Source organism: Corynebacterium sp. MSK071, assembly GCF_030232125.1.
Taxonomy (GTDB): Bacteria; Actinomycetota; Actinomycetes; order Mycobacteriales; family Mycobacteriaceae; genus Corynebacterium; species Corynebacterium kefirresidentii.
Genome location: NZ_JASPJA010000003.1, coordinates 44,339 through 63,769, shown reverse-complemented (window position 1 = coordinate 63,769; position 19,431 = coordinate 44,339). Strand labels below are relative to the sequence as shown.

The following is a 19,431-nucleotide window of genomic DNA, read 5'->3' as shown; positions in this document are numbered from 1 at the left end:
CAACCTACTCCTTCGTATGGATTGCGGCCACAATTTTGGACCCCTATTTTCCGAACGGACACTCAAAAATGCCCCAACCCCCACACAATCAAACCTATTCGGAAATACTGGGGTAGAACCTACGTTGCTGCAGAGTCCGGATGCTGCCCCTCAGGTACCGCGCTACCATCGCCACCCCCGTTACTATCGCGGCGCTCGGCCCAATACTTAGGATCTACCTCTGCGGGAGATTCTGGGCCTTGGCGGCGCCTATCAAGCAAGAAAAAGACGACCGCAGAGATGATGAAAATCACCAGGGAGACGATGATATTCACGCGCAGCCCGAAGATATGGGTAGCTTCATCGGAACGCATTCCTTCGATAAAGAACCGGCCCAACGTATAGCCCATGACGTAGAGGGCAAAGACTCGTCCGTGCCCCAACTTCCATGCCTTGTGCGCCCACAAGAGGAATAGACATACAAGGACGTTCCACACCAGCTCGTAGAGAAAGGTCGGATGCACCGAAGTCATAATCTCACCCGTGGAGTGCCCGGAAACCGGCGCATAACCGCCGTTGTCATTGACTCGGTAGTAAATATCTAAAGCCCATGGAACGTCGGTCGGGCGCCCGTAGAGTTCTTGGTTAAACCAGTTGCCTAGCCGCCCAATCGCCTGCGCGAGGACCAAGCCCGGGGCCACGGCATCAGCGAAGGGGCCGAGTGGCACCTTCTTCACTTTGAAAAGTATCCACAAAGCCAGCGCGCCGAGAGCAACAGCGCCCCAGATGCCAAGGCCGCCATTGGTAATCTTTAGCGCATCCGCGGGGTTGCAACTATCGCAGAAGTACTTCTGATTATCGGTGATGACGTGGTAGAGCCGCCCGCCAATGATGCCGGCTGGGATAACCACGATGGCAGCATCCCATACTGTGTCTGGGTTGCCGCCGCGAGCGGTATAACGGCGCAAGGTCATGCGCAGGCCGACGATAATGCCCACGATGATGCACAGCGCGTAGGCACGGATGGGAAGTGGCCCCACCTGCCACACGCCCTGCGGCGGAGACGGAATATTTGCAAGAATTTCTGTGTGCACGTAGCCAGTGTGCCTTATCCCCCGCCCCGCCAGCTAATGGGGGTATTACTCTATTTTGCGCGCGGGGCACGCTGGGTGCTGGCCGGCGGCCACCAACGACCGAGCCAACGCTGTAGGGTCTTGGGCCGCCATGACTGATTCGCCGACGAGCACCGCATCGGCGCCCCGGGAAGCATAGTGAAAAAGGTTGCGCGCGTTGTTTACCCCACCTACTGCAATGCGCAGGATGGATTCGGGCAGGCCCGGGGCAATATCGTTGAACGCGTCACGGTTAATCGCGTCCGAGGCTAAAGACCACGCATTGATGGAAATAACGCTACTTCCAGCCTTAATAGCGCGGTCGACCTCTGCACAGTTGCGTACCTCGACGATGGCGGTCATACCAAGCGATTCTACGCGGTCTAGTAGCGCCTCCAAGCGAGCCTGCTCCAGCAGCTCTACTTGCAGCGGAATAGCATCGGCCCCATAACAGCGGGCCTCATGAATTTGGTAGGGATCCACGATGAGATCTCGTGACATCATGGGCACACCAATCGCGGCGCGGGCAGCCGCCATGTCCTCCAAAGAACCGTGGAAGCGGCGGAAATCAGTCTGGCACGCCATAAGGTGTACGCCGCAGTCCTCAAAGGTGCGGGCCCATTGCGCCATGTGCTCCGCAGAGCCAATATGTGCAATCTCACCGCCGTAGGGAACGGCACGCTTGAGCTCCGTGATAACGGAGCAGCCGGGGCGCAAGAGAGCTGCGCGCACATCCCGGGGAGATTCCATGTCACGCGAGCGTGCCTTTACTTCCTGGAACGACACACGGGACTCCCGCGCAGCGACGTCCTCTAAGACTCCTGCTACTAGGTGGTCAACGGCAATGGGCGTAGGCATCAGCACCTCCCTCCACGGGCGATTGAAATCACACTTAGGTTAACCCGCTCACGTGTAGTTGCGGAAATTGCACAGGCTACGGGGCTATTTTTTATCCATATCAGTGGGATCGATATCACTATCAAGCGCGTCCCACATCACGCGGCCAGAATCAGAGGAGGTTTCCAAATCCTCCTCCAATTTCGCTTGGCGCGCTGCCGGCGTCTCGTATTTGCTAGATGCCTTCATTTTATCCTTGCCGGGGTTGCGAGCTAGCATAACCGCACCAAAAAGGGCCATTGCCGCTCCTACCAGGGCCAGAATCGGCCCCCAGGCATGCACCTCGGTGGAAACGACTGTGGCCCATTGAGAAATTTGCGCGGAATCTACTGCATTCTTATTAGCCGAGGCACCTTGCAGGATCTTCTGCGCGCGCTCAGCATCCGCGCCCGCCGTCAGCAGGCTAACCGGGGTCCATGCACTGGCCGCTGCTGCGAGGGCACAAATAATGCCCACTACGCGCCTACCGATGCGGCGCAGAGCCATTCCCGCGACGGCGCCGGCAACCAACACAAGGGTCAAGGCCATAATCTCTAGCGACCATGCCGAACCTATGATGTCATTGGCGGCGGAGCCGGCCTTATCATCTTCGCTGGCAGCAACCACCCACGTGGCACGGGAAGACAGCCACAATACGATGGCTCCTACAGCGATAAGTAACGGTCCAAGGCGTTTAGCCTTCACGATTGTCCTCCTAGGAGATCTGTGGCGTCAAAGCACGTGCGGTCACCGGTATGGCAGGCGCCGCCACGCTGCCGCACGGTCAGCAGGATAGTATCTCCATCACAGTCAAGGCGAACGCCCAGCACCTCTTGGGTGTGGCCAGAAGTCTCACCCTTGACCCAGTACTCATTGCGCGAGCGCGAAAAATACGTGGCCTTGCGCGTGGCAAGGGTATGCGCCAAAGCATGGTCATCCATCCATGCCATCATCAGCACCTCACCGGACTCAGCCTGGGCAATGGCCGGCACCAAGCCTTGGTCATTGCGCTTGAGCTGCTTGGCGATGCCCCCATCTAGTTCATAGTCGGCCGGGTTACTCATCGGCGCACCTCGTAACCTGCGGCGTCTAGGGTGTCCTTTACGTCGCAAATTTCTACCTCACCAAAATGGAAAATGCTTGCGGCCAAAACGGCATCGGCACCGGCCGCAACGGCCGGTGGGAAATCCGCGGCGCTGCCCGCACCGCCAGAAGCGATGATGGGAATAGTCACTGCCTCGCGCACGGCATACAGCAGGTCCACATCAAATCCTTGCTTGGTGCCATCGCCATCCATCGAGTTGAGGAGAATCTCCCCTACTCCGAGTTCCTCGCCACGGCGAACCCACTCAATGGCGTCTATTCCGGCCGACTTCGTGCCACCATGCGTGGTGACCTCGTAACCAGAGGGCGCAAACTCCTCCCGGCACCGGCGGGCATCAACGGACAGCACGATGCATTGGGCCCCGAAAACCTCGGCCATTTCGCGCAGCACTTCCGGATTCTTAATCGCTGCCGTATTTACGGAAACCTTATCTGCACCGGCACGCAGTAGCTCCCGGACGTCGTCGACGCTGCGTACCCCGCCGCCAACTGTTAGTGGGATAAATACCTGGTCCGCAGTGCGGCGTACAACCTCTAGCATGGTTGAACGCCCTTGCTTTGAGGCAGATACATCCAAAAATGTAAGCTCGTCAGCGCCTAAGGAGTCATAACGCGCGGCCAACTCCACCGGGTCACCGGCATCGCGCACGTTTTCAAAGTTAACGCCCTTGACCACCCGGCCTTGGTCCACGTCTAGGCAGGGGATAACACGTACGGCTACAGCCATATCGGCCGCCTCCTTTGTGAGAATGAAGTCTTAGCGGTGAAAGGAACCGCTATGACGGGACAGGATGTCCACGATAGTGGCATGGACCTGCGGGGTACCTGCGACCAAGCCATGCGACTGCGCAGTCCACGGATTTCCTTCCGGATCAGTCACTACTCCGCCGGCGGTTTGAATTTGCAGTGCACCAGCGGCGTTATCCCACGGGTGTGGGGAGAAGTTAATCGCGCCATCAAATACGCCCTGCGCAACAAAGGCATTATCCAGCCCCACTGAACCGGTCATCCGCGGGCGCAGGCCGGTTTCGCGCAGCTCGTGGAAGATCTCAGTGGGCAGATGAGAAGAGCAGCCCACGTGTCCGCGCGCTTCATCGAAGCCCATCGCGTCCTCCCCACCGCCGAAGCCAGTAGCAGGCCCGCCTACTGAGCGCAGTGGAGAGCCATCGCAAGTAACCAAACGTCGCCCCAATAATGGGAAATCAGACACCGCTACAACAGGTGCGCCCTTATGGATGAGCGCCACCAAGATGCCGGCTAGGGGGTTTCCGGCGGAGTAATTTGCGGTGCCATCAATCGGATCTACTACCCAGACGGTATCTAGCACGCTGCCGCCGGATTCTTCTCCGTACACCGGGATGCCGGTCATTTGAGTCAAAATATCCCGCAGCTGTTGCTCGATGACGAGATCTACCTCGGTGGCAAAATCTCCCTGCCCTTTAAATCGGGCGGGCTGCGCACCAAGGCCGGAACGAAAAATGGGTTCTACTTGGTCTACGGCCGCCTCCGCGAAGGCCACCAACTCGCGGGGTTCCATCATGGCTTAGTTGTCCTCAGGGTCGAACAGATCAATGGTTTCTTCCGCCGGCAGCGGCTCTACCTCGGCCACTGCTGTGAGAGCTTCTTCGAGGCTGAATTTCCCCTCGTAGAGGGCTTTTCCAATAATGGCGGAATCAATGCCCTCATTTTCATAGAGAGCAAGCTCGCGCAGGTCTTCCACGCTAGAGATACCACCGGAGGCGGTGATTTTAGCTTCCGTAGCCATGGCGACCTCGCGCAGCAGCTCGATATTCGGTCCGCTTAGCGTGCCGTCTTTAGATACGTCTGTCACCACAAAGCGCTGGCATCCGGCAGCATCGAGGCGCTCGAGCACCTCCCACAGGTCGCCGCCATCGGAAACCCAACCATTGCCCGCAGTGCGCCACTCGCCGCCTTCCTCGCGCACGGCGAGATCCACGGCAACCTTATCGCCATAGCGCGCAAGGATATCTTCTATCCATTCCGGCTGTTCAAGAGCAGCGGTGCCAATATTAATGCGCTGCGCGCCGGTAGCCAGTGCTTGCTCTACTGCGGCATCGTCTCGGATGCCGCCACTAAGTTCCACGTTTATGCCCAGCTCTGCGGTGATATTCGCCATCTGCTCGTGGTTGGAACCGCGGCCGAATGCCGCATCCAAGTCCACAAAATGCAGCCATTGCGCGCCGTGGGACTGCCACTTCAATGCGGCATCGCGCGGCGCGCCGTAGGAGGTTTCGGTGCCTGCTTCGCCTTTGTCCAAGCGCACCGCTTGACCTTGAGAGACATCAACTGCGGGCAAGAGCGTAAAAGTCATAGTCATCATCCTACCTAGAGCGTGCGCATCCAGTTTTCCAAAAGCTGTGCGCCAGCGTCCCCGGATTTTTCCGGGTGGAATTGGGTCGCCCACAAAGCGCCATTTTCCACCGCCGCGACAAACCTATCACCCGCGTGCTCGGCCCAGCTGACCAAGGGTGGACGGGTGATTTCCGTTTCCAACTCCCAGCGGCGGACGCCATAGGAATGCACAAAATAGAACCGCTCGTCTTCGGACAAGCCTGCAAACATATCGCTGCCGACGGGAACCGCAACGGTATTCCACCCCATATGCGGCAGGACTGTAGAGTGAAGTTTTTCAACGGTGCCGGGCCACTCGCCGCAGCCGGTGGAATTGATGTTGTGCTCCACCCCGACGTCGAAAAGCACCTGCATACCTACGCAAATACCCAGCACTGGCCGCTCCCCTGCCAGGCGCTGGCCGATGACCCTTGGCCCCTGAACCTCGTTTAGCCCGCGCACACATGCGTCAAAAGCGCCAACGCCGGGGACAAGCAGACCGTCTGCGTCCACCGCTGCTTTGGGATCCGCAGTCACGGCAACTTCCGCGCCTACTCGCTCCAGCGCGCGCTGTGCCGAGCGCACATTGCCCGCGCCGTAATCCAATAATGCGACCGTCTTTGCCATGGGCTATACCTTACGCATGCGACGCAGACGCGTTCGGATATCGTTGGTTTCACTCACGCGGGTGCGCCCAAGGATAAAATCTGCCAGCGTCATTAGTACGCCAACGCCGAGGATAGCCACACCGGCGCCAAACGCCCCCGCGTAGCCGTAGCCGGCAACCAACGCACCCAAAAGGGTCGAGCCCAAGCCGGTGCCGCCATCATAGAAGATATTCCAAATGGCCGAAGCCTCCGAGACACGCTCGCGCGGTAGACGGTCAAACATCGACAACAGGGCTTCATTTTGGGCAATGCCAAAGGCCCCGCCGAATAGGAAGGCACCCAGCACAAGCCACCACACGGAGCCGTCGAGGTAGAGCGGGACGGCGATGGCGAGCACACCCACAATGGCCATGATCTGGCTGGGGATATACAACCGGCCGGGAGTGCCCACGCGGTCTGCCACCATGCCGGCGAAGTAGCGGAAAATCATGGCCGCGCCACCCACGATGGACAGCATGATGCCGGCAAGGCTGGCGCCACGCTCTGCATCTAGTTCCTGCACCGCCGGCGGCAGGAAGGACGACACGGCGCCGTAGCTCATGGAGAAAGTCGTTAACGCTAGTGCAGGCACTGCCACCAGCTTCCACGTGGGAACGCGGATTAGGTTGGGCTCGTCTTCGGTATCAGAAGCCAGCGTGACCTTTATCTTGGGAATGCGCAAGCACAAACCAAAGCCCACGAAGCCAATGATGCCGGCAGTGATATACGTCGAGGCATAACCCAGCTTTTCCGCCATGACCAACCCCAAGGGCAAAAAGACCATTTGGCCTAGTCCCGTAAACACACCGATCATGCCGGTGGCCTTGCCCAAAAGGCGAACAGGTGCCAACTCGGCAATAAGCGCAGACTCGGAAACGGTCAGCGCGCCAAAGCCCACCCCGCGCAAAGCGGAAAAGAGTAGGACAACCCAAGCATCTGTTCCCAAAAGATGTCCGAAGGCAGGGACGCCCAAGGTAAAGGCGGAAAGTGCCATCACGCGGCGATAACCCCAACGGCGCAAAAGCCACGGGGAAATGATCTGCGTAAGCACGGTAAAGGCCATAAAGATACCGGTGGATGAGCCCGCCAAAGTAGCTGAGCCGCCGGAATCAATGACAGCGAGTGGCACCACCGGAAGGAGGATGGACCAAGCGCCGAAAGCAGCGGCAATGGCCATCATAGTGGCGGTATAGCCCGGAATCTTCCAAATATTAGTCTCTTGGGTTTTGCTCACTTACCAAACGCTCCTACCATCCACGAAATTGCTGCTACCACGGTAATTGCGGCCAACAGGGAGGCTACTACTGTCATTGCCTTCGACCCCTGTTGGTAGGCAGACCATGCACCGCCTACTAACATGCCTGCCACGAGGAAAAGAACCAAGATCATAACATACATGCTTCTTAGAGTGCTCCCTTCGTCGAAGGAATTCCAGTCCGACGGGGGTCGGGTTCCACGGCAGCGCGCAGCGCACGCGCCACGGCTTTAAACTCCGCCTCCGTAAGGTGGTGCGGATCGCGCCCATAGCGCACGTTGAGGTGCAGCGTTATCGCAGCGTGAGCAGCAAGCGTTTCAAAAAAGTGGCGGTTAATCACCGTGGCGTAGTGGCCACCAACTATGTGCCACTGCAGGTGCTCTGGCTCGCCGTTCATCACGAAATAAGCGCGGCCAGAAAAATCCACCACCGCTTCAACCAACGTTTCATCCATGGGCAGTAGCTGGGATCCGAAACGACGAATGCCGGCCTTATCCCCCACTGCTTCCCGCAGTGCGGTACCGAGCACGATGGCGGTATCTTCCACGGTGTGGTGGGCATCGATCTCGGTATCACCCGCTGCCTGCACGGTGAGATCAAAGCTGCCGTGGGCGGCAAACGAGGTCAGCATATGATCGAAAAAGGGCAGGCCGGTGGAAATATCGCTGCGTCCCGTGCCGTCTAGGTCGATGACCACGGAAATCTGCGATTCAGAGGTAGACCGCTGGGCGCGTCCTACACGGTTGCTCATGGTTCGCTCCTTTCTCCTCCGGCCGGATTATCCGCTACTACTGTATCCGCAAGGTCCTCAGCTACTGCCAAAAAGGCCGAGTTTTCTTCCGGCAGGCCCACGGTCATGCGCAGGTGCCCGGCAATCCCGACATCCCGGATGAGTACTTCTTTATCCAAGAACTGCTGCCATACGCGCTGCTGGTCAGCAAAGCGGCCGAAGAAGAGGAAATTGGATTCACTAGGCAGAACCGTATAGCCCAGTTCCCGCAAGCGAGCTGCCACGCGCTCGCGCTCGCTGGCGATCTTTTCCACGGTGGCGAGCGTATCCGCGCTATGGCGCAACGCCACTGTCGCCGCAGCTTGGGAGAGCACAGACAGGTGATACGGAAGTCGCACTAACATGACGGCTTCTACAAAGGCCGGATCTGCCACAAAATAGCCAAGGCGGCCACCGGCGAAGTCGAAGGCCTTGGACATGGTGCGCGAGACCACCAACGTTGTGGGGTATTTATCCAGCAGCGTCACTGCGGAGGGCGAAGAGGAGAATTCGCCGTAGGCTTCATCGACGATGAGGATTCCCGGCGCGGCGTCGGCAAGCGCGGCAATATCGTCCAGACTAGTCACCCCGCCGGTGGGGTTATTCGGCGTTGTCACAAAGATGATATCCGGCTGGTACCGTGCTACGGCCACCAGAGCCCGGTCCATGTCTATGCGGAAGTCCTCGTCCCGCGGGCACTCCACAAACTGCGTATAGGTTCCGTCCGCAAGGATGGGGTGCATGGAATAGGACGGCGTAAAGCCGAGCACGCTGCGGCCTGGGCCGCCAAAGGCCTGTAGAAGCTGCTGCAAAATCTCATTGGAGCCGTTCGCCGCCCACACCTGCTTATAGCTAATACCCACGCCGGTCTGTTCGGAAACGTAATGGGCCAAGGCTTTACGCAGCTCTACGGCATCGCGTTCCGGATAGCGATTGAGCGTGGAGGCAAGGCGCTGAGTCTCCGCCACCAAATCAGCAACGAGCGCTGGAGAGGGCGGATAGGGATTTTCATTGGTATTGAGTTGGTAGGCCACAGTGAGTTGCGGCGCGCCATAGGCGGACTTGCCGCGCAATTCCTCGCGCAGGGGAAGATCTGTCAATTGCGTCATTTAGTTCTCCTCGAATCGGGCGCGGATTGCTTCGCCGTGGGCAGGCAGCCCCTCGGCCTTAGCAAAGGCGATGACCTGCGGGGCAATTTCTTCCAGCGCAGCTCGGTCATAATTAATGAGGTTGACCGGCCGCATAAAGGTGTGGGTAGACAGGCCAGCCGAAAAGCGCGCCGTGCCGGAGGTGGGCAGCACGTGATTGGAACCGGCAGCGTAGTCCCCGAGTGGCACAGGGGCGAAGCCCCCCACAAAGATGGCACCAGCGTGCTTAATCCGCTCAGCTACCGTGCCGGGTTCTGCGGTGTGGATCTCCAGGTGTTCAGCGGCATAGGCATTGGCCACCGCAATCGCTGCGTCCAGGGAATCTACCACCACAATGCCGGATTGCTCGCCGCCTAAGGCCGCGGCCGCCCGCTCCGCATTAGCGGTAGCGCCGTAGCGCGCCTCCACCTCCGCGTTCACCCGCTGAGCGAGACTTTCTGATTCCGTTATAAGCACACTCGCTGCCATCGGATCATGCTCGGCCTGGGAGATAAGGTCATAAGCCACATACACGGGGTTTGCGGTGTCATCGGCGATGATAGCAATTTCGGTCGGACCTGCTTCTGCATCTGTCCCCACTACCCCGCGCACCAAGCGCTTGGCTGCGGTAACGAAAATATTTCCCGGCCCCGTAATCATGTCTACTGGTACAAGCTCGGCATCATCATCGCCGTAGGCCATCAGCGCAATGGCCTGGCCACCGCCTATAGCCCACACCTCATCCACGCCAAGCATCTGGCACACAGCTAGCACCGTGGGGTGCGGTAGACCGCCGAACTCTTTTTGCGGGGGCGAGGCCACCACTAAGCTTTCTGCGCCGGCCGCCTGCGCCGGCACCGCGTTCATGATCACAGACGAGGGATAGACGGCCTTGCCTCCCGGCACGTACAAACCGACGCGCTCGATGGGGCGAAAGACCTCGGTCACCGTGGCGCCCCGAGCCAGTTCGGTGGTATGTGCGGTCGGCTTTTGTTCGAGGTGGACCTTGCGGACGCGCTCAATCGAGGCCTCAATTGCTCGGCGCACCTGGGGGTCTAAGCCAGCGACGGCCTTGTCCAATTCCGCTTGCGGTACCCGCAGGTGGCGCGGGCGCACGCCATCAAAAAGTTCGCTGTAGTCCAGTGCCGCCGCGGCGCCTTCTTGACGGACGCGATGAACCATTGGCGCCACTTTGTCCACTACAGCGGCGACGTCGGTGCCGCCGCGTGGCAGGACTCGCCGCAGCTGGGCAGGGCGCAACTCTGTGCCGCGCAAATCGATGGTTCGAAGCATTTCCGGCTCCCATTATTCTTATCGGATTTCTATTATTAAACCAATATCCTAATGCCCAAATGCCAGCGAGGGGGCGGGTTTGGACGATAGACTCGGACTCAACACAGCTTTAAGGTGGTGGCAGTGATGAGCGAGAGTGATCCTTCCCTTCTGCTTGCGCATGTCCGCGCCATCGCCCGCGAACATGGCTTGTCCTGCTGGGCGCTACCCTCAGGCGAACTTTTAGTACCCCACTCAGCCGGCGGATCTACCTTCATCTTTATAGACCAGCTAGAAGAACCGGTACTCCACCTACACACCAGCCCCCGCGGCGGCGTAAATCTCAGCGAAATATCCGAACTAGCGCGTGTGGCCAACGAGTGGAACCACGATTGCCTCTCACCGGCGGTAGTGGTTGATTTTGACCAGCCTGAGTGCGTGAGCGTATCCGGTCATAGTTATCTACCTGCGGATATCTCCCCGAGCCGGGAACAGCTCGCGACGTTTGTCTTACCGGCGCTGCGCAATGCCGAGGTCCTCATGGACTTGCTTGCCCAATCCCGTCCAGGCCTCGTGCGCGAAGCCCCACCGGAGCTAGACCCGCTTGCCGACGCCCCCTTAGAGCCTTTCACCCTCGATAGCTTGGCCGAAATCCTGCCGCTTATCGGAATCCAACGCTTCCAAAGCGACGGCGCCACGGCTATCTACGCGTGGGTCAATGATGTTCTCTTTTCCTTCGCTCTAGACAACGGCCCCAGCCTTATCATCAAGGGACATTGGGACCCTAGCTTGGAGGAAGCGGAATTTACCCGCCTATTCCTTATTTGCAATGACTGGAATCGCGCCCATCACGGCGCCGTTGCATATTGCCACCACACCGCCGAAGGCCTGCAGGTGCGGATGGATGCCACGACCATTGCCGCCGCCGGCCTAACGCGGCCCCAACTCTTTAGCGCTATCGGCCGCGGCCTTAAACACATCCTGCACGGAATCGATGACATCGCGCAAGAAGTCACCGGCGCCTCCCCCGTGGAATGGCCCTAGGCGCGCGGCTTACCAATCATCATCGGAACTCACAAAAGCCGTGGACCAGTAGGAAAACATCGCCATAAAAGGCGCCACCGCCCAAGAGATGGCCGGAGAGAATTTCGGTGCAAATTCCACGAACTCTCCGGGGTTTTCGGGCGGATGTGTGGCGGTGACCCCGCCAAATACGTAAAACGAGGCCGCGCCTGCCAAGGCGCACACGCCGACCCACAAGAGCATCGACAAGCCCCGCTCTTGCCGTCGCAGATACGCACCCAAGCCCAAGAGCAGTCCGAGTAGGCCGGTAATGAGGGCAAAGGTAATGAAGGCGATGAACTGGGCGCTGCCCATCGCTTCGATGGCATAACCACCATCGTCTACCTCATGGCCGGCAAGCGTCGGACGGAAAAGCCCCCACAGCGCACCTGCCACGCCAAAGACCAAGAGCGCACACGCGAGTAACCCCGCACCAAAACCTAGGGTGCGGGGTAAGCGGCGCTGGGAAAGAGACAATTTAGTTGCAGAAGGTCCAGTTGCCATTCTCGCGACGGAAGCGAACCGTAGAGGTCTCATTGCCCTCAGAGTTGGACACGCTCACGGTTGCAGAAGCATCGTCACCGTTGACCACAATGTCGTTAACAGACTGCAGCTTGGTCGACTGCGGGATGGACTCCAGCTGGCTAGCAAACTTCTCTACCTCACCGTTGCCGCCGCCCTGCTGACGCATGGAGTTGGCGTACTCAGCGAAGGACTCGTTCGGCAGGCTATCGACGTACTGCTGGTACTGGCTAAACTCCTTGGCCTGGCCTTCACGCACGGCTTGGCAGGCGTGCTGCGGCATGTAGTTGAAGTATTCCTTCACATTATCGATTTCGTGCTGACCGCGGACCAGCTGCTCGATGGCCTGCTTGTCAGCATCATTTGCGTCCTGGCCACCCTCAATCGGCTTGATGTCCTTCGCCCCAGCGAAAGGATCCTCGCCATTATTTAGCGGGTTGGCCATCTGATCTGGGCCCTCGCCAGGGGCGCCCTCGCCGTCTTGGCCCTCTGCACCAGCAGCGCCGTCCTTGTTTTCGCCGTCCTTGTCTTTATCCTTATCCTTGTTTTTGTCCTTGTCCTTATCGGCGTCTTTGTCCTGGGACTTGTCTGCAGACTTATCCTCAGAAGACTTGGAGGCAGTGGTGGCGGCAGCCTTCTTAGAATCGTCGTTGTTGTCATCCGAACCACATGCAGCCAGCGCCAAGGGGGCAACCAGCGCTACTGCGATAAGGGACTTCTTAGCAGGGGTCAAAAAGGACAAGGGAAAACTCCTGAATCAATCTTGCGAATGTGAAGCGCCTTCAGGCAGCTTCTTTTTGTCTTCGCAATACTAACAACACCACGATGGAAATGACATTGATACTCCATTAAAGGAACCTGTGAGCTACCGCCCCGCTAGTCCTAGTCCGTACAATCACCAAGGTGCATATCAATCGCGAGAGTATTATCGACGCCGCTATTTCCTTGCTTGATACCTATGGGCTGGGCGACGTCACCATGCGCCGCGTTGCATCCTCCCTCGGCGTTGCCCCCGGCGCGCTTTACTGGCACATTGCCAATAAACAGGCGCTCATTGCGGCTTTGGCTGAGTACATTATCTCCCCTGTTTCTGGGGAGTCGCTCGAGGAGCTCAGCCTCAGCCTGCGCGATGCGCTACTTGCCCACCGCGACGGCGCTGAGGTAGTCATTGCCGGTCTCTCCCTGCCTCAGGCCCCCGCCTGGGACTACCTCTTATCCGTCTTTTGCTCTGCCGCAGCGCGTGGTGCCTATGAAGCCGACAGTACCCACCGCGCCGCCGCCCTATCGGCCATTCACCTCGTACTCGGTGCCACCTTGATGGAACAGTCCCAACGCCAGCTTGCAGAAACCACCGGCGAGGCTCCTGGCTCTAATTATCGCGACGACCTCCATCGCGGCATTCGCATTATTCACGCTGGGCTTACGCACGGCACTGGAGACTAAAAAGTGGTTATGCTCGTGGGCATGAACACTCCCGCCATGGACGCAGTCCCCACGCCCACCGAGCGCTACGGCCGCCAAATCTGGCCTGGCAAACCTACCCCACTGGGATCCACCTTTGACGGATCCGGCACCAATTTTGCCCTATTTTCTGAGGTTGCAGACAAGGTCGAGCTCTGCCTCATCGACAAAGAAGGCAATGAAGAGCGCATAGAAATGTCAGAGGTCACCGCCCATGTGTGGCATGTCTACCTCCCCAATGTCACCCCTGGCCAGCGCTATGGCTACCGCGTTTATGGCCCCTATGAACCTGAAAACGGCCTGCGCTGCGATCCTTCCAAGCTCCTCGTAGATCCATATGCCCGCGCCTTCGACGGCGAATTCGACGGCGATGCCTCCCTATATTCCTATGACATCCACGCCGAAGAACCTGGCACCGGCCGCAACGAAGAAGATTCGCTGGGCCACACCATGCTCTCCGTGGTCATCAACCCTTTCTTTGACTGGCGCAGCGACCATCGCCCGCACATTCCAGACAACGAGAAGGTCATTTACGAAACCCACGTCAAGGGCATGACTATGACCCACCCAGACGTGCCGGAAGAACTGCGCGGTACCTACGCCGGCATGGCGCACCCCGCCATCATTGACTACTTCAAGGAGCTCGGCGTCACCACCGTCGAGCTCATGCCCGTCCACCAATTCTTGCAAGACGATCGGCTGCGCAACTTGGGCCTGCGCAACTACTGGGGCTATAACACCTTCGGCTTTTTCGCCCCGCACCATGACTACGCCTATGCCAAAAAGCCAGGCGAGGTGGTCTCCGAATTCAAGACCATGGTCCGTGCCTTCCACGAGGCAGGCATCGAGGTAATCCTCGACGTGGTTTATAACCACACCGCCGAAGGCAACCACATGGGGCCCACCATTGCCTTCCGCGGCATTGACAATGGCGCTTACTATCGCCTCGTCGAAGGCGATGAAGCCCACTACATGGACTACACCGGCACCGGCAATTCCCTCAATGTCCGCAACCCGCACTCGCTGCAACTGATTATGGATTCCCTGCGCTACTGGGTCACCGAGATGCGAGTCGACGGCTTCCGCTTCGACCTGGCGGCGACTTTGGCGCGGGAGCTTGACGACGTCGATAAGCTCGCTACCTTCTTCGACCTTGTCCAACAAGACCCCATTGTCAGCCAGGTCAAGCTCATCGCCGAGCCCTGGGACATTGGCCACGATGGCTACCAGGTAGGCAACTTCCCACCTATTTGGAGCGAATGGAACGGCAAGTACCGCGATACCGTCCGCGATTTCTGGCGCGGTGAGCCCGCTACCCTGGGTGAATTCGCCTCCCGACTGACCGGCTCTTCGGATCTTTATGCCGATAATGACCGCCGCCCCACCGCTTCTATCAACTTCATCACCGCCCACGATGGCTTCACCCTGCGCGACCTCGTGTCCTATAACGACAAGCACAACGAGGCCAATGGCGAGGACAACCGCGACGGCGAGTCCTTCAACCGCTCTTGGAACTGCGGTGAAGAAGGCCCCACCGATAACGAAGAAATCCGCAAGCTGCGCCGCCGCCAAGTACGCAATTTCCTGACCACTCTCCTACTCTCCCAAGGCACTCCGATGCTCTCGCACGGCGATGAGTTCGGCCGCACCCAAGACGGAAATAATAACGTCTACTGCCAGGACAACGAGCTGGCATGGATGGACTGGTCCATGCTGAAAGAGGAAAAGTCCGCCGCGATGCTGGGATTTACCAAGCGCGTGCTGGCCATTCGCAACCACCACCCCGTATTCCGCCGCAAACGCTTCTTGGCCGGTGGCCCGCTAGGCGCGGATGTAAAAGAACGCGATATCGCCTGGCTGGTCCCCTCTGGTCGCCTGATGACCCAAGACGACTGGGACCACGATTTCGGCCGCGCTCTTATGGTCTACCTCAATGGCAATGCCATCACGGAGACCACCTCCCGCGGCGAACGTATCACCGATGATTCCTTCATCATGATATTCAACTCCCACGACGGCGAAATCGAGTTCACCCTGCCTACCAAGGATCTCGGCGCCACCTGGCGGCTGATGGTCGATACCGCCGATTCCGGCGGCTACCCCGCGGAGGAAACCCTCATTGAGGCAGAGGGTACGATCACGGTGCAACCGCGTTCAACGCTGATCTTGCGTCAGGTTGAGCCGCCCGTTTTTGACTCCTAGAGAAAGGCCCCTCGTGTCATTTCCCGCGCACGGCGTACTCATCGATGTCACAGCGGATAAACTCGTGCTCCACCGCACGCTGCTGGCCACCAGCCTTGGCGCCCCCGCCACGCAGGATATCCCGCTCGATTCCATCGACACTGTGCGCGTGAATGAACCGACCGCCACCGGCTTTGGCGCCCTCGACCTTGGCGCCGCCGGTTCCATCGCTTTCGCCCCGCACCAAGACCCGCAGGCCGTCGCCCGCGCCATCGCCGCCGCCCAGCGCGGCGAGGCCCCCTCCGCCACCGCCACCATCCCGGGGCTCGATTTCACCGCCGTGGATGTAGAAACGGCCAATGATAACTGGGGCTCTATCTGCCAAATCGGCGCGGTTCGCTTCCGCGATGGCCAAGAGACCGACTCCCGTTCCTGGCTGTGCACCCCTCCGCCGGGCCTAGAGCACTTTGCGGATATCAACGTCTCCATCCACGGCATAACCGCGAGCGATGTGGAAGGGGCGCCAGCTTTTGCCGACGTCGCCAAGGAGCTCTTCGACTTCCTCGGCGGCGACGTACTTGTCGCACACAACGCCCAATTCGATTCCACCGCACTGCGCTCCGGCCTGCTTGCCGCCGGCGCCGAGGTACCCACGGTGCCGCTGGCATGCTCCCTCGCGCTAGCCCGCGACGCCTCTAAAGCCAAGGTAATTTCGGTGCGCAATCACAAGCTGCCCACCGTCGCAGCCCACCTTTCCGCTCCGGATTTTAGCCACCACGACGCCACCGAAGATGCCCGCGCAGCCGGCGAAATCATCGCCCGCTTGGCAGAGCGCTTCGAACACACCGGCAGCATCCGCGATCTATTCACCGCCCGCGAGTTCACCCTTGGCCGCCTCGAGTCCACGGCCGTCCTTCCCGTCCTGCGCGCCCACACGGCCCCGACCTCCGGCGCCGACCTCGGCGCAGGCACCGACTTCCGCGACCAAACCCGTGCGGCCGGCTCGGCAAAAAAGAAGTCCGGTGGCCCCGCCCCCTGGCAGTCTGTCGCCACGCCGGATACTATCCCCGAGCCCAATCCAGACGCTGATCCGGAAGGCGCACTTTATGGCAAGCATGTCACCCTCACCGGTGATTTCGAGCCCTATGACAAGGGGATGCTGTGGCAGGGCATCGCCGAGCGCGGCGGCCAGGTAGCCAAAAACGTCACCAAAAAGACCACGCTGCTTATCGTGGGCGAATGGGCCAAGAAAACCTCCAAGGAAAAGCGTGCGGAGGAACTGCAGGCCAAGGGCCAAAAAATCGACATCTGGCCGGCCGATAAGCTCTTTGCCGAACTCCAACTCGACGCCGAGCCGCCCTTCTAAATTTCCCGGGAACCAAACGGCGGTTTCTCCAGTCCAATAAAGGCGACTGCACCCTACCCCACTGGAGAGCCCCGTCGTGACCGTCGCCCTGCGTTCGCCGCGTCCTACCACCGCAAACCTGCTGCCTGCCCTCTTTGCCCGTTCCTGGCTAAAAGAACAGCGGCTTTCCGACGACGGCTTTTGCGATTCCCTTGCCACCATCCAACTCTCCCCCAGCCTGTCCATGGCGCTTGTCTTTCCAGGCAAGCGTAGCTTTCGCCGACTGAGCCACCGCGGCTTGGCAGACATGGACATTTCCACGCGCCGGGCGTGGAACCACGCCTCACACAATCTGCAACGCGCCGCCCTCGATTCGCAGGGACTGCGTTTCTGGACTCGTCCGGCTGCCTGCGAGCTCCCTTCCGCCTCCCACCTCGGGGGCCTACAGGTTCGCTCCCACGGCGCACCGATTTCCTCCTGGATCGCTCACCCAGAAACATTTACTGTGCTGGACAAGCACATGCGCCGCCTCCTGCGTTCGCACTCGCTGACCTACCTTGTCCCAGACTCCGCCACCCTCTTCGTTTTTGCCCGCCTGCCGGACACCTATGCCTGCCAGCTGGCTGCCGATGCCGTCGCGCGCGTGCCCTACCATCGCACCGTGCTCCACCCGCGCCCGCTAGTATGGTCTAACGGATTCCCGCGGGAGTTATGAAAGGAGCACCATGCCGGAAAGTAGGATGTCGCGGCTAAGCAACCAGTACCACGACTGGGCGCGCAACCACCCCACCGCTGCGGGGGACTTCCGCACCGCCATCGAGGATCTCCTCAATGACGCCGGCATCATCTTCGACCGCGTTTCTACCCGCGTCAAGACTTGGCCCTCGCTTAAGGCAAAGGCCAAAAAGCGCCGCGAGAACGGCGATTTTGTCTACCCCCAGCCGTGGCAGGAGATCCACGATGTGATGGGGGTGCGGGTCACGCTGTTTCACTCCACCGCGATTCCAGAAGCGCTGAGCGTTTTTGGTGAATCGTTTAAAGTCGAGCGTTCCGTTGATAAAGCAGCCGAGACCCGCATTTCCGGCGGCTTTGGCTACGGCTCCCACCACCTCGTGCTCACCGTGACCGAAGATAGCGCTGCCGCAATGGAAGAGCTCGCGAACTACGTAGGTTGGACCTTTGAGGTGCAGATTCGCACCGTTCTGCAGCACGCATGGGCGGAGTTTGAACACGATATCCGCTACAAGCAAGGGCCCAACCCACCCTCACCTGAAGTGGACCGCCTCTTTACCTTGGCCGCGGGGCTTATCGAGCTTGCGGACCAGCAATTCGACGAGATTGCTGCACTCAAGGCCCCAGGTACGGAAACCGATCGGGACGTCGAGCTTACCGCCGAGACCCTACCGGGCGTGCTGGCCATTATCCTGGGCAACCGTTTCCCGCTCTCGCGCTCGGAGCACTACCGATTCTTGGCGGAGTTATTGGAGCAAAACGGCGTGCGCCACTTGAGCCAGCTCGAGCAGCTGCTTGACGATACTGCCATTGCCCACGTCCACGACGCCATGCGCTACCGCTTTCGTCCCGGCCAGGTGCGGCTTATCGACGACTTGCTGCTCAACAAATTTGGCAAGCAGCATATCGAGGCCACCGCCGAATCCGGCGACCGCCCGGGCCGCAAGCGTCGGCTTACTGCGCGCCTGAAGGCCTTGCGCGCTGCCCACTAGTTTCGGCTGATTATCGGAAACCGCCGCGGAATTTCTCCATATCGCGTCGTTCCTTCTTCGTCGGTCGGCCCGCCCCGCGTGGGCGCACGGGTACCGACGGCATAAACTCCTTGGGTGGAGGCGGCGGCGCATGGTCCGTGTAGCACGTACGCGCCACGGGTGCGCCCACGCGCTTGGCCACAGTCGCTAAGACCTCAAGGTCATGCTCGTGGTGATTGCGCCACACGCGCACACGGTCGCCCGGCACCACCTGCTGGGAGGGCTTGACAGCCTCGCCATTTATCTTGACATGCCCGGCGCGCACGGCCGTCGCGGCCGCCGAACGGGTCTTAAACATGCGCACGGCCCACACCCAGGCATCAATCCGGACGGGGCGGCCGCTAGGTTGCGGTGCCGGCATCTAATACTGGTTGTGGTTCTCGTTGACGATTTTCTGGATCTTCAGCCAGTTATAGCCGCCACCGACTACGGCGACGATGGCACCCACCAACATCCAGGCCCAGAAACTTGCCGCAGATAGCACGCCCAGCACTGCGCCCACGCCGAGGCCGGCAACCACGCACACAACGGCGTTGCGGGAGTGCTTGCGCACCTGCTGCTTGCGCTGCGCAATGGGGTTATTCGGTCGCTGCTGCATACTCAT

Annotated in this window: 23 protein-coding genes; 6 read left to right on the top strand and 17 right to left on the bottom strand. The window is 59.7% G+C overall.

Going from position 1 to position 19,431, the window contains the following annotated elements:
* Window positions 1–119 precede the first annotated feature (119 nt).
* The 13 genes from lgt to hisD form a co-directional block, all read right to left on the bottom strand.
* Window positions 120–1,073, bottom strand: a complete 954-nt coding sequence (gene lgt / locus QP990_RS02960) for a prolipoprotein diacylglyceryl transferase (RefSeq protein WP_284798360.1) — start codon at window positions 1,071–1,073, stop codon at window positions 120–122.
* A 45-nt stretch (window positions 1,074–1,118) separates the two neighbouring features.
* Window positions 1,119–1,949 (bottom strand): indole-3-glycerol-phosphate synthase, encoded by an 831-nt coding sequence (locus tag QP990_RS02955; RefSeq protein WP_284798359.1) that lies wholly within the window; start codon window positions 1,947–1,949, stop codon window positions 1,119–1,121.
* Window positions 1,950–2,033: 84 nt separating this feature from the next.
* Complete coding sequence (locus tag QP990_RS02950) at window positions 2,034–2,672, bottom strand: TIGR02234 family membrane protein (protein ID WP_284798358.1); 639 nt, start codon at window positions 2,670–2,672, stop codon at window positions 2,034–2,036.
* Window positions 2,669–3,031, bottom strand: coding sequence for a phosphoribosyl-AMP cyclohydrolase (gene hisI, locus QP990_RS02945; protein WP_023021253.1), 363 nt, complete (start codon window positions 3,029–3,031; stop codon window positions 2,669–2,671). The genes QP990_RS02950 and hisI overlap by 4 nt, the downstream gene beginning before the upstream one ends.
* Window positions 3,028–3,798, bottom strand: a complete 771-nt coding sequence (hisF, locus tag QP990_RS02940) for an imidazole glycerol phosphate synthase subunit HisF (protein ID WP_284798357.1) — start codon at window positions 3,796–3,798, stop codon at window positions 3,028–3,030. The genes hisI and hisF overlap by 4 nt, the downstream gene beginning before the upstream one ends.
* A gap of 30 nt (window positions 3,799–3,828) precedes the next feature.
* Window positions 3,829–4,611: an inositol monophosphatase gene (locus QP990_RS02935; RefSeq protein ID WP_284798356.1), complete on the bottom strand. Its 783-nt coding sequence runs from the start codon at window positions 4,609–4,611 to the stop codon at window positions 3,829–3,831.
* Between the two features lie 3 nt (window positions 4,612–4,614).
* Window positions 4,615–5,403: a bifunctional 1-(5-phosphoribosyl)-5-((5-phosphoribosylamino)methylideneamino)imidazole-4-carboxamide isomerase/phosphoribosylanthranilate isomerase PriA gene (priA, locus tag QP990_RS02930; RefSeq protein ID WP_284798355.1), complete on the bottom strand. Its 789-nt coding sequence runs from the start codon at window positions 5,401–5,403 to the stop codon at window positions 4,615–4,617.
* 14 nt (window positions 5,404–5,417) lie between these two features.
* Window positions 5,418–6,050, bottom strand: coding sequence for an imidazole glycerol phosphate synthase subunit HisH (hisH, locus tag QP990_RS02925; RefSeq protein ID WP_284798354.1), 633 nt, complete (start codon window positions 6,048–6,050; stop codon window positions 5,418–5,420).
* A gap of 3 nt (window positions 6,051–6,053) precedes the next feature.
* Complete coding sequence (locus tag QP990_RS02920) at window positions 6,054–7,304, bottom strand: MFS transporter (RefSeq protein WP_023021248.1); 1,251 nt, start codon at window positions 7,302–7,304, stop codon at window positions 6,054–6,056.
* Entirely contained in the window at window positions 7,301–7,459 is a 159-nt protein-coding gene (locus tag QP990_RS02915) for a hypothetical protein (RefSeq protein ID WP_239207681.1), read from the bottom strand. The genes QP990_RS02920 and QP990_RS02915 overlap by 4 nt, the downstream gene beginning before the upstream one ends.
* Before the next feature lie 14 nt (window positions 7,460–7,473).
* Window positions 7,474–8,076, bottom strand: a complete 603-nt coding sequence (gene hisB, locus QP990_RS02910) for an imidazoleglycerol-phosphate dehydratase HisB (protein ID WP_284798353.1) — start codon at window positions 8,074–8,076, stop codon at window positions 7,474–7,476.
* Window positions 8,073–9,203: a histidinol-phosphate transaminase gene (locus QP990_RS02905; RefSeq protein WP_284798352.1), complete on the bottom strand. Its 1,131-nt coding sequence runs from the start codon at window positions 9,201–9,203 to the stop codon at window positions 8,073–8,075. The genes hisB and QP990_RS02905 overlap by 4 nt, the downstream gene beginning before the upstream one ends.
* Entirely contained in the window at window positions 9,204–10,514 is a 1,311-nt protein-coding gene (hisD, locus tag QP990_RS02900; RefSeq protein ID WP_284798351.1) for a histidinol dehydrogenase, read from the bottom strand. It lies immediately after the preceding gene.
* 126 nt (window positions 10,515–10,640) lie between these two features.
* Here hisD and QP990_RS02895 point away from each other — a divergent pair, with 126 nt between their 5' ends.
* The gene (locus QP990_RS02895; RefSeq protein WP_284798350.1) at window positions 10,641–11,537 is read left to right on the top strand and encodes a YbjN domain-containing protein; all 897 of its coding nucleotides are present in this window, start codon (window positions 10,641–10,643) and stop codon (window positions 11,535–11,537) included.
* Between the two features lie 9 nt (window positions 11,538–11,546).
* Here the strand turns inward: QP990_RS02895 and QP990_RS02890 are convergent, their stop codons facing one another.
* Together QP990_RS02890 and QP990_RS02885 are read right to left on the bottom strand one after the other, a co-directional pair.
* The gene (locus QP990_RS02890; protein ID WP_232212597.1) at window positions 11,547–12,059 is read right to left on the bottom strand and encodes a hypothetical protein; all 513 of its coding nucleotides are present in this window, start codon (window positions 12,057–12,059) and stop codon (window positions 11,547–11,549) included.
* Entirely contained in the window at window positions 12,034–12,819 is a 786-nt protein-coding gene (locus tag QP990_RS02885; RefSeq protein WP_284798349.1) for a hypothetical protein, read from the bottom strand. The genes QP990_RS02890 and QP990_RS02885 overlap by 26 nt, the downstream gene beginning before the upstream one ends.
* A 161-nt stretch (window positions 12,820–12,980) precedes the next feature.
* Between QP990_RS02885 and QP990_RS02880 the strand changes: the two genes are divergently transcribed.
* From QP990_RS02880 to QP990_RS02860, 5 genes are all read left to right on the top strand, one after another.
* Window positions 12,981–13,520 (top strand): TetR family transcriptional regulator, encoded by a 540-nt coding sequence (locus QP990_RS02880; protein WP_023021240.1) that lies wholly within the window; start codon window positions 12,981–12,983, stop codon window positions 13,518–13,520.
* 21 nt (window positions 13,521–13,541) lie between these two features.
* A complete protein-coding gene (gene glgX, locus QP990_RS02875) occupies window positions 13,542–15,740 on the top strand; it encodes a glycogen debranching protein GlgX (RefSeq protein ID WP_193387609.1) in 2,199 nt (732 codons plus the stop codon).
* 13 nt (window positions 15,741–15,753) lie between these two features.
* Window positions 15,754–17,085: an exonuclease domain-containing protein gene (locus QP990_RS02870; RefSeq protein WP_284798348.1), complete on the top strand. Its 1,332-nt coding sequence runs from the start codon at window positions 15,754–15,756 to the stop codon at window positions 17,083–17,085.
* Window positions 17,086–17,161: 76 nt separating this feature from the next.
* Window positions 17,162–17,779, top strand: a complete 618-nt coding sequence (locus QP990_RS02865; protein ID WP_023021237.1) for a hypothetical protein — start codon at window positions 17,162–17,164, stop codon at window positions 17,777–17,779.
* Window positions 17,780–17,789: 10 nt separating this feature from the next.
* Window positions 17,790–18,788 (top strand): GTP pyrophosphokinase family protein, encoded by a 999-nt coding sequence (locus tag QP990_RS02860; protein WP_023027873.1) that lies wholly within the window; start codon window positions 17,790–17,792, stop codon window positions 18,786–18,788.
* Between the two features lie 10 nt (window positions 18,789–18,798).
* Here QP990_RS02860 and QP990_RS02855 read toward each other — a convergent pair whose 3' ends face one another.
* Both QP990_RS02855 and QP990_RS02850 read right to left on the bottom strand, forming a co-directional pair.
* A complete protein-coding gene (locus tag QP990_RS02855; RefSeq protein ID WP_023021235.1) occupies window positions 18,799–19,188 on the bottom strand; it encodes an RNA-binding S4 domain-containing protein in 390 nt (129 codons plus the stop codon).
* The gene (locus QP990_RS02850) at window positions 19,189–19,431 is read right to left on the bottom strand and encodes a hypothetical protein (RefSeq protein WP_023021234.1); all 243 of its coding nucleotides are present in this window, start codon (window positions 19,429–19,431) and stop codon (window positions 19,189–19,191) included.

Bases quoted from the DNA above. Each gene is read 5' to 3' on its own strand.
- priA (WP_284798355.1), bottom strand. From the start codon at position 5,403: ATGACTTTTACGCTCTTGCCCGCAGTTGATGTCTCTCAAGGTCAAGCG.
- QP990_RS02890 (WP_232212597.1), bottom strand. From the start codon at position 12,059: ATGGCAACTGGACCTTCTGCAACTAAATTGTCTCTTTCCCAGCGCCGC.
- QP990_RS02915 (WP_239207681.1), bottom strand. From the start codon at position 7,459: ATGATCTTGGTTCTTTTCCTCGTGGCAGGCATGTTAGTAGGCGGTGCA.
- QP990_RS02935 (WP_284798356.1), bottom strand. From the start codon at position 4,611: ATGATGGAACCCCGCGAGTTGGTGGCCTTCGCGGAGGCGGCCGTAGAC.
- QP990_RS02905 (WP_284798352.1), bottom strand. From the start codon at position 9,203: ATGACGCAATTGACAGATCTTCCCCTGCGCGAGGAATTGCGCGGCAAG.
- QP990_RS02855 (WP_023021235.1), bottom strand. From the start codon at position 19,188: ATGCCGGCACCGCAACCTAGCGGCCGCCCCGTCCGGATTGATGCCTGG.
- hisF (WP_284798357.1), bottom strand. From the start codon at position 3,798: ATGGCTGTAGCCGTACGTGTTATCCCCTGCCTAGACGTGGACCAAGGC.
- hisH (WP_284798354.1), bottom strand. From the start codon at position 6,050: ATGGCAAAGACGGTCGCATTATTGGATTACGGCGCGGGCAATGTGCGC.
- QP990_RS02955 (WP_284798359.1), bottom strand. From the start codon at position 1,949: ATGCCTACGCCCATTGCCGTTGACCACCTAGTAGCAGGAGTCTTAGAG.
- QP990_RS02850 (WP_023021234.1), bottom strand. From the start codon at position 19,431: ATGAGTATGCAGCAGCGACCGAATAACCCCATTGCGCAGCGCAAGCAG.
- QP990_RS02895 (WP_284798350.1), top strand. From the start codon at position 10,641: ATGAGCGAGAGTGATCCTTCCCTTCTGCTTGCGCATGTCCGCGCCATC.
- QP990_RS02860 (WP_023027873.1), top strand. From the start codon at position 17,790: ATGCCGGAAAGTAGGATGTCGCGGCTAAGCAACCAGTACCACGACTGG.
- hisI (WP_023021253.1), bottom strand. From the start codon at position 3,031: ATGAGTAACCCGGCCGACTATGAACTAGATGGGGGCATCGCCAAGCAG.
- hisD (WP_284798351.1), bottom strand. From the start codon at position 10,514: ATGCTTCGAACCATCGATTTGCGCGGCACAGAGTTGCGCCCTGCCCAG.
- hisB (WP_284798353.1), bottom strand. From the start codon at position 8,076: ATGAGCAACCGTGTAGGACGCGCCCAGCGGTCTACCTCTGAATCGCAG.
- glgX (WP_193387609.1), top strand. From the start codon at position 13,542: ATGAACACTCCCGCCATGGACGCAGTCCCCACGCCCACCGAGCGCTAC.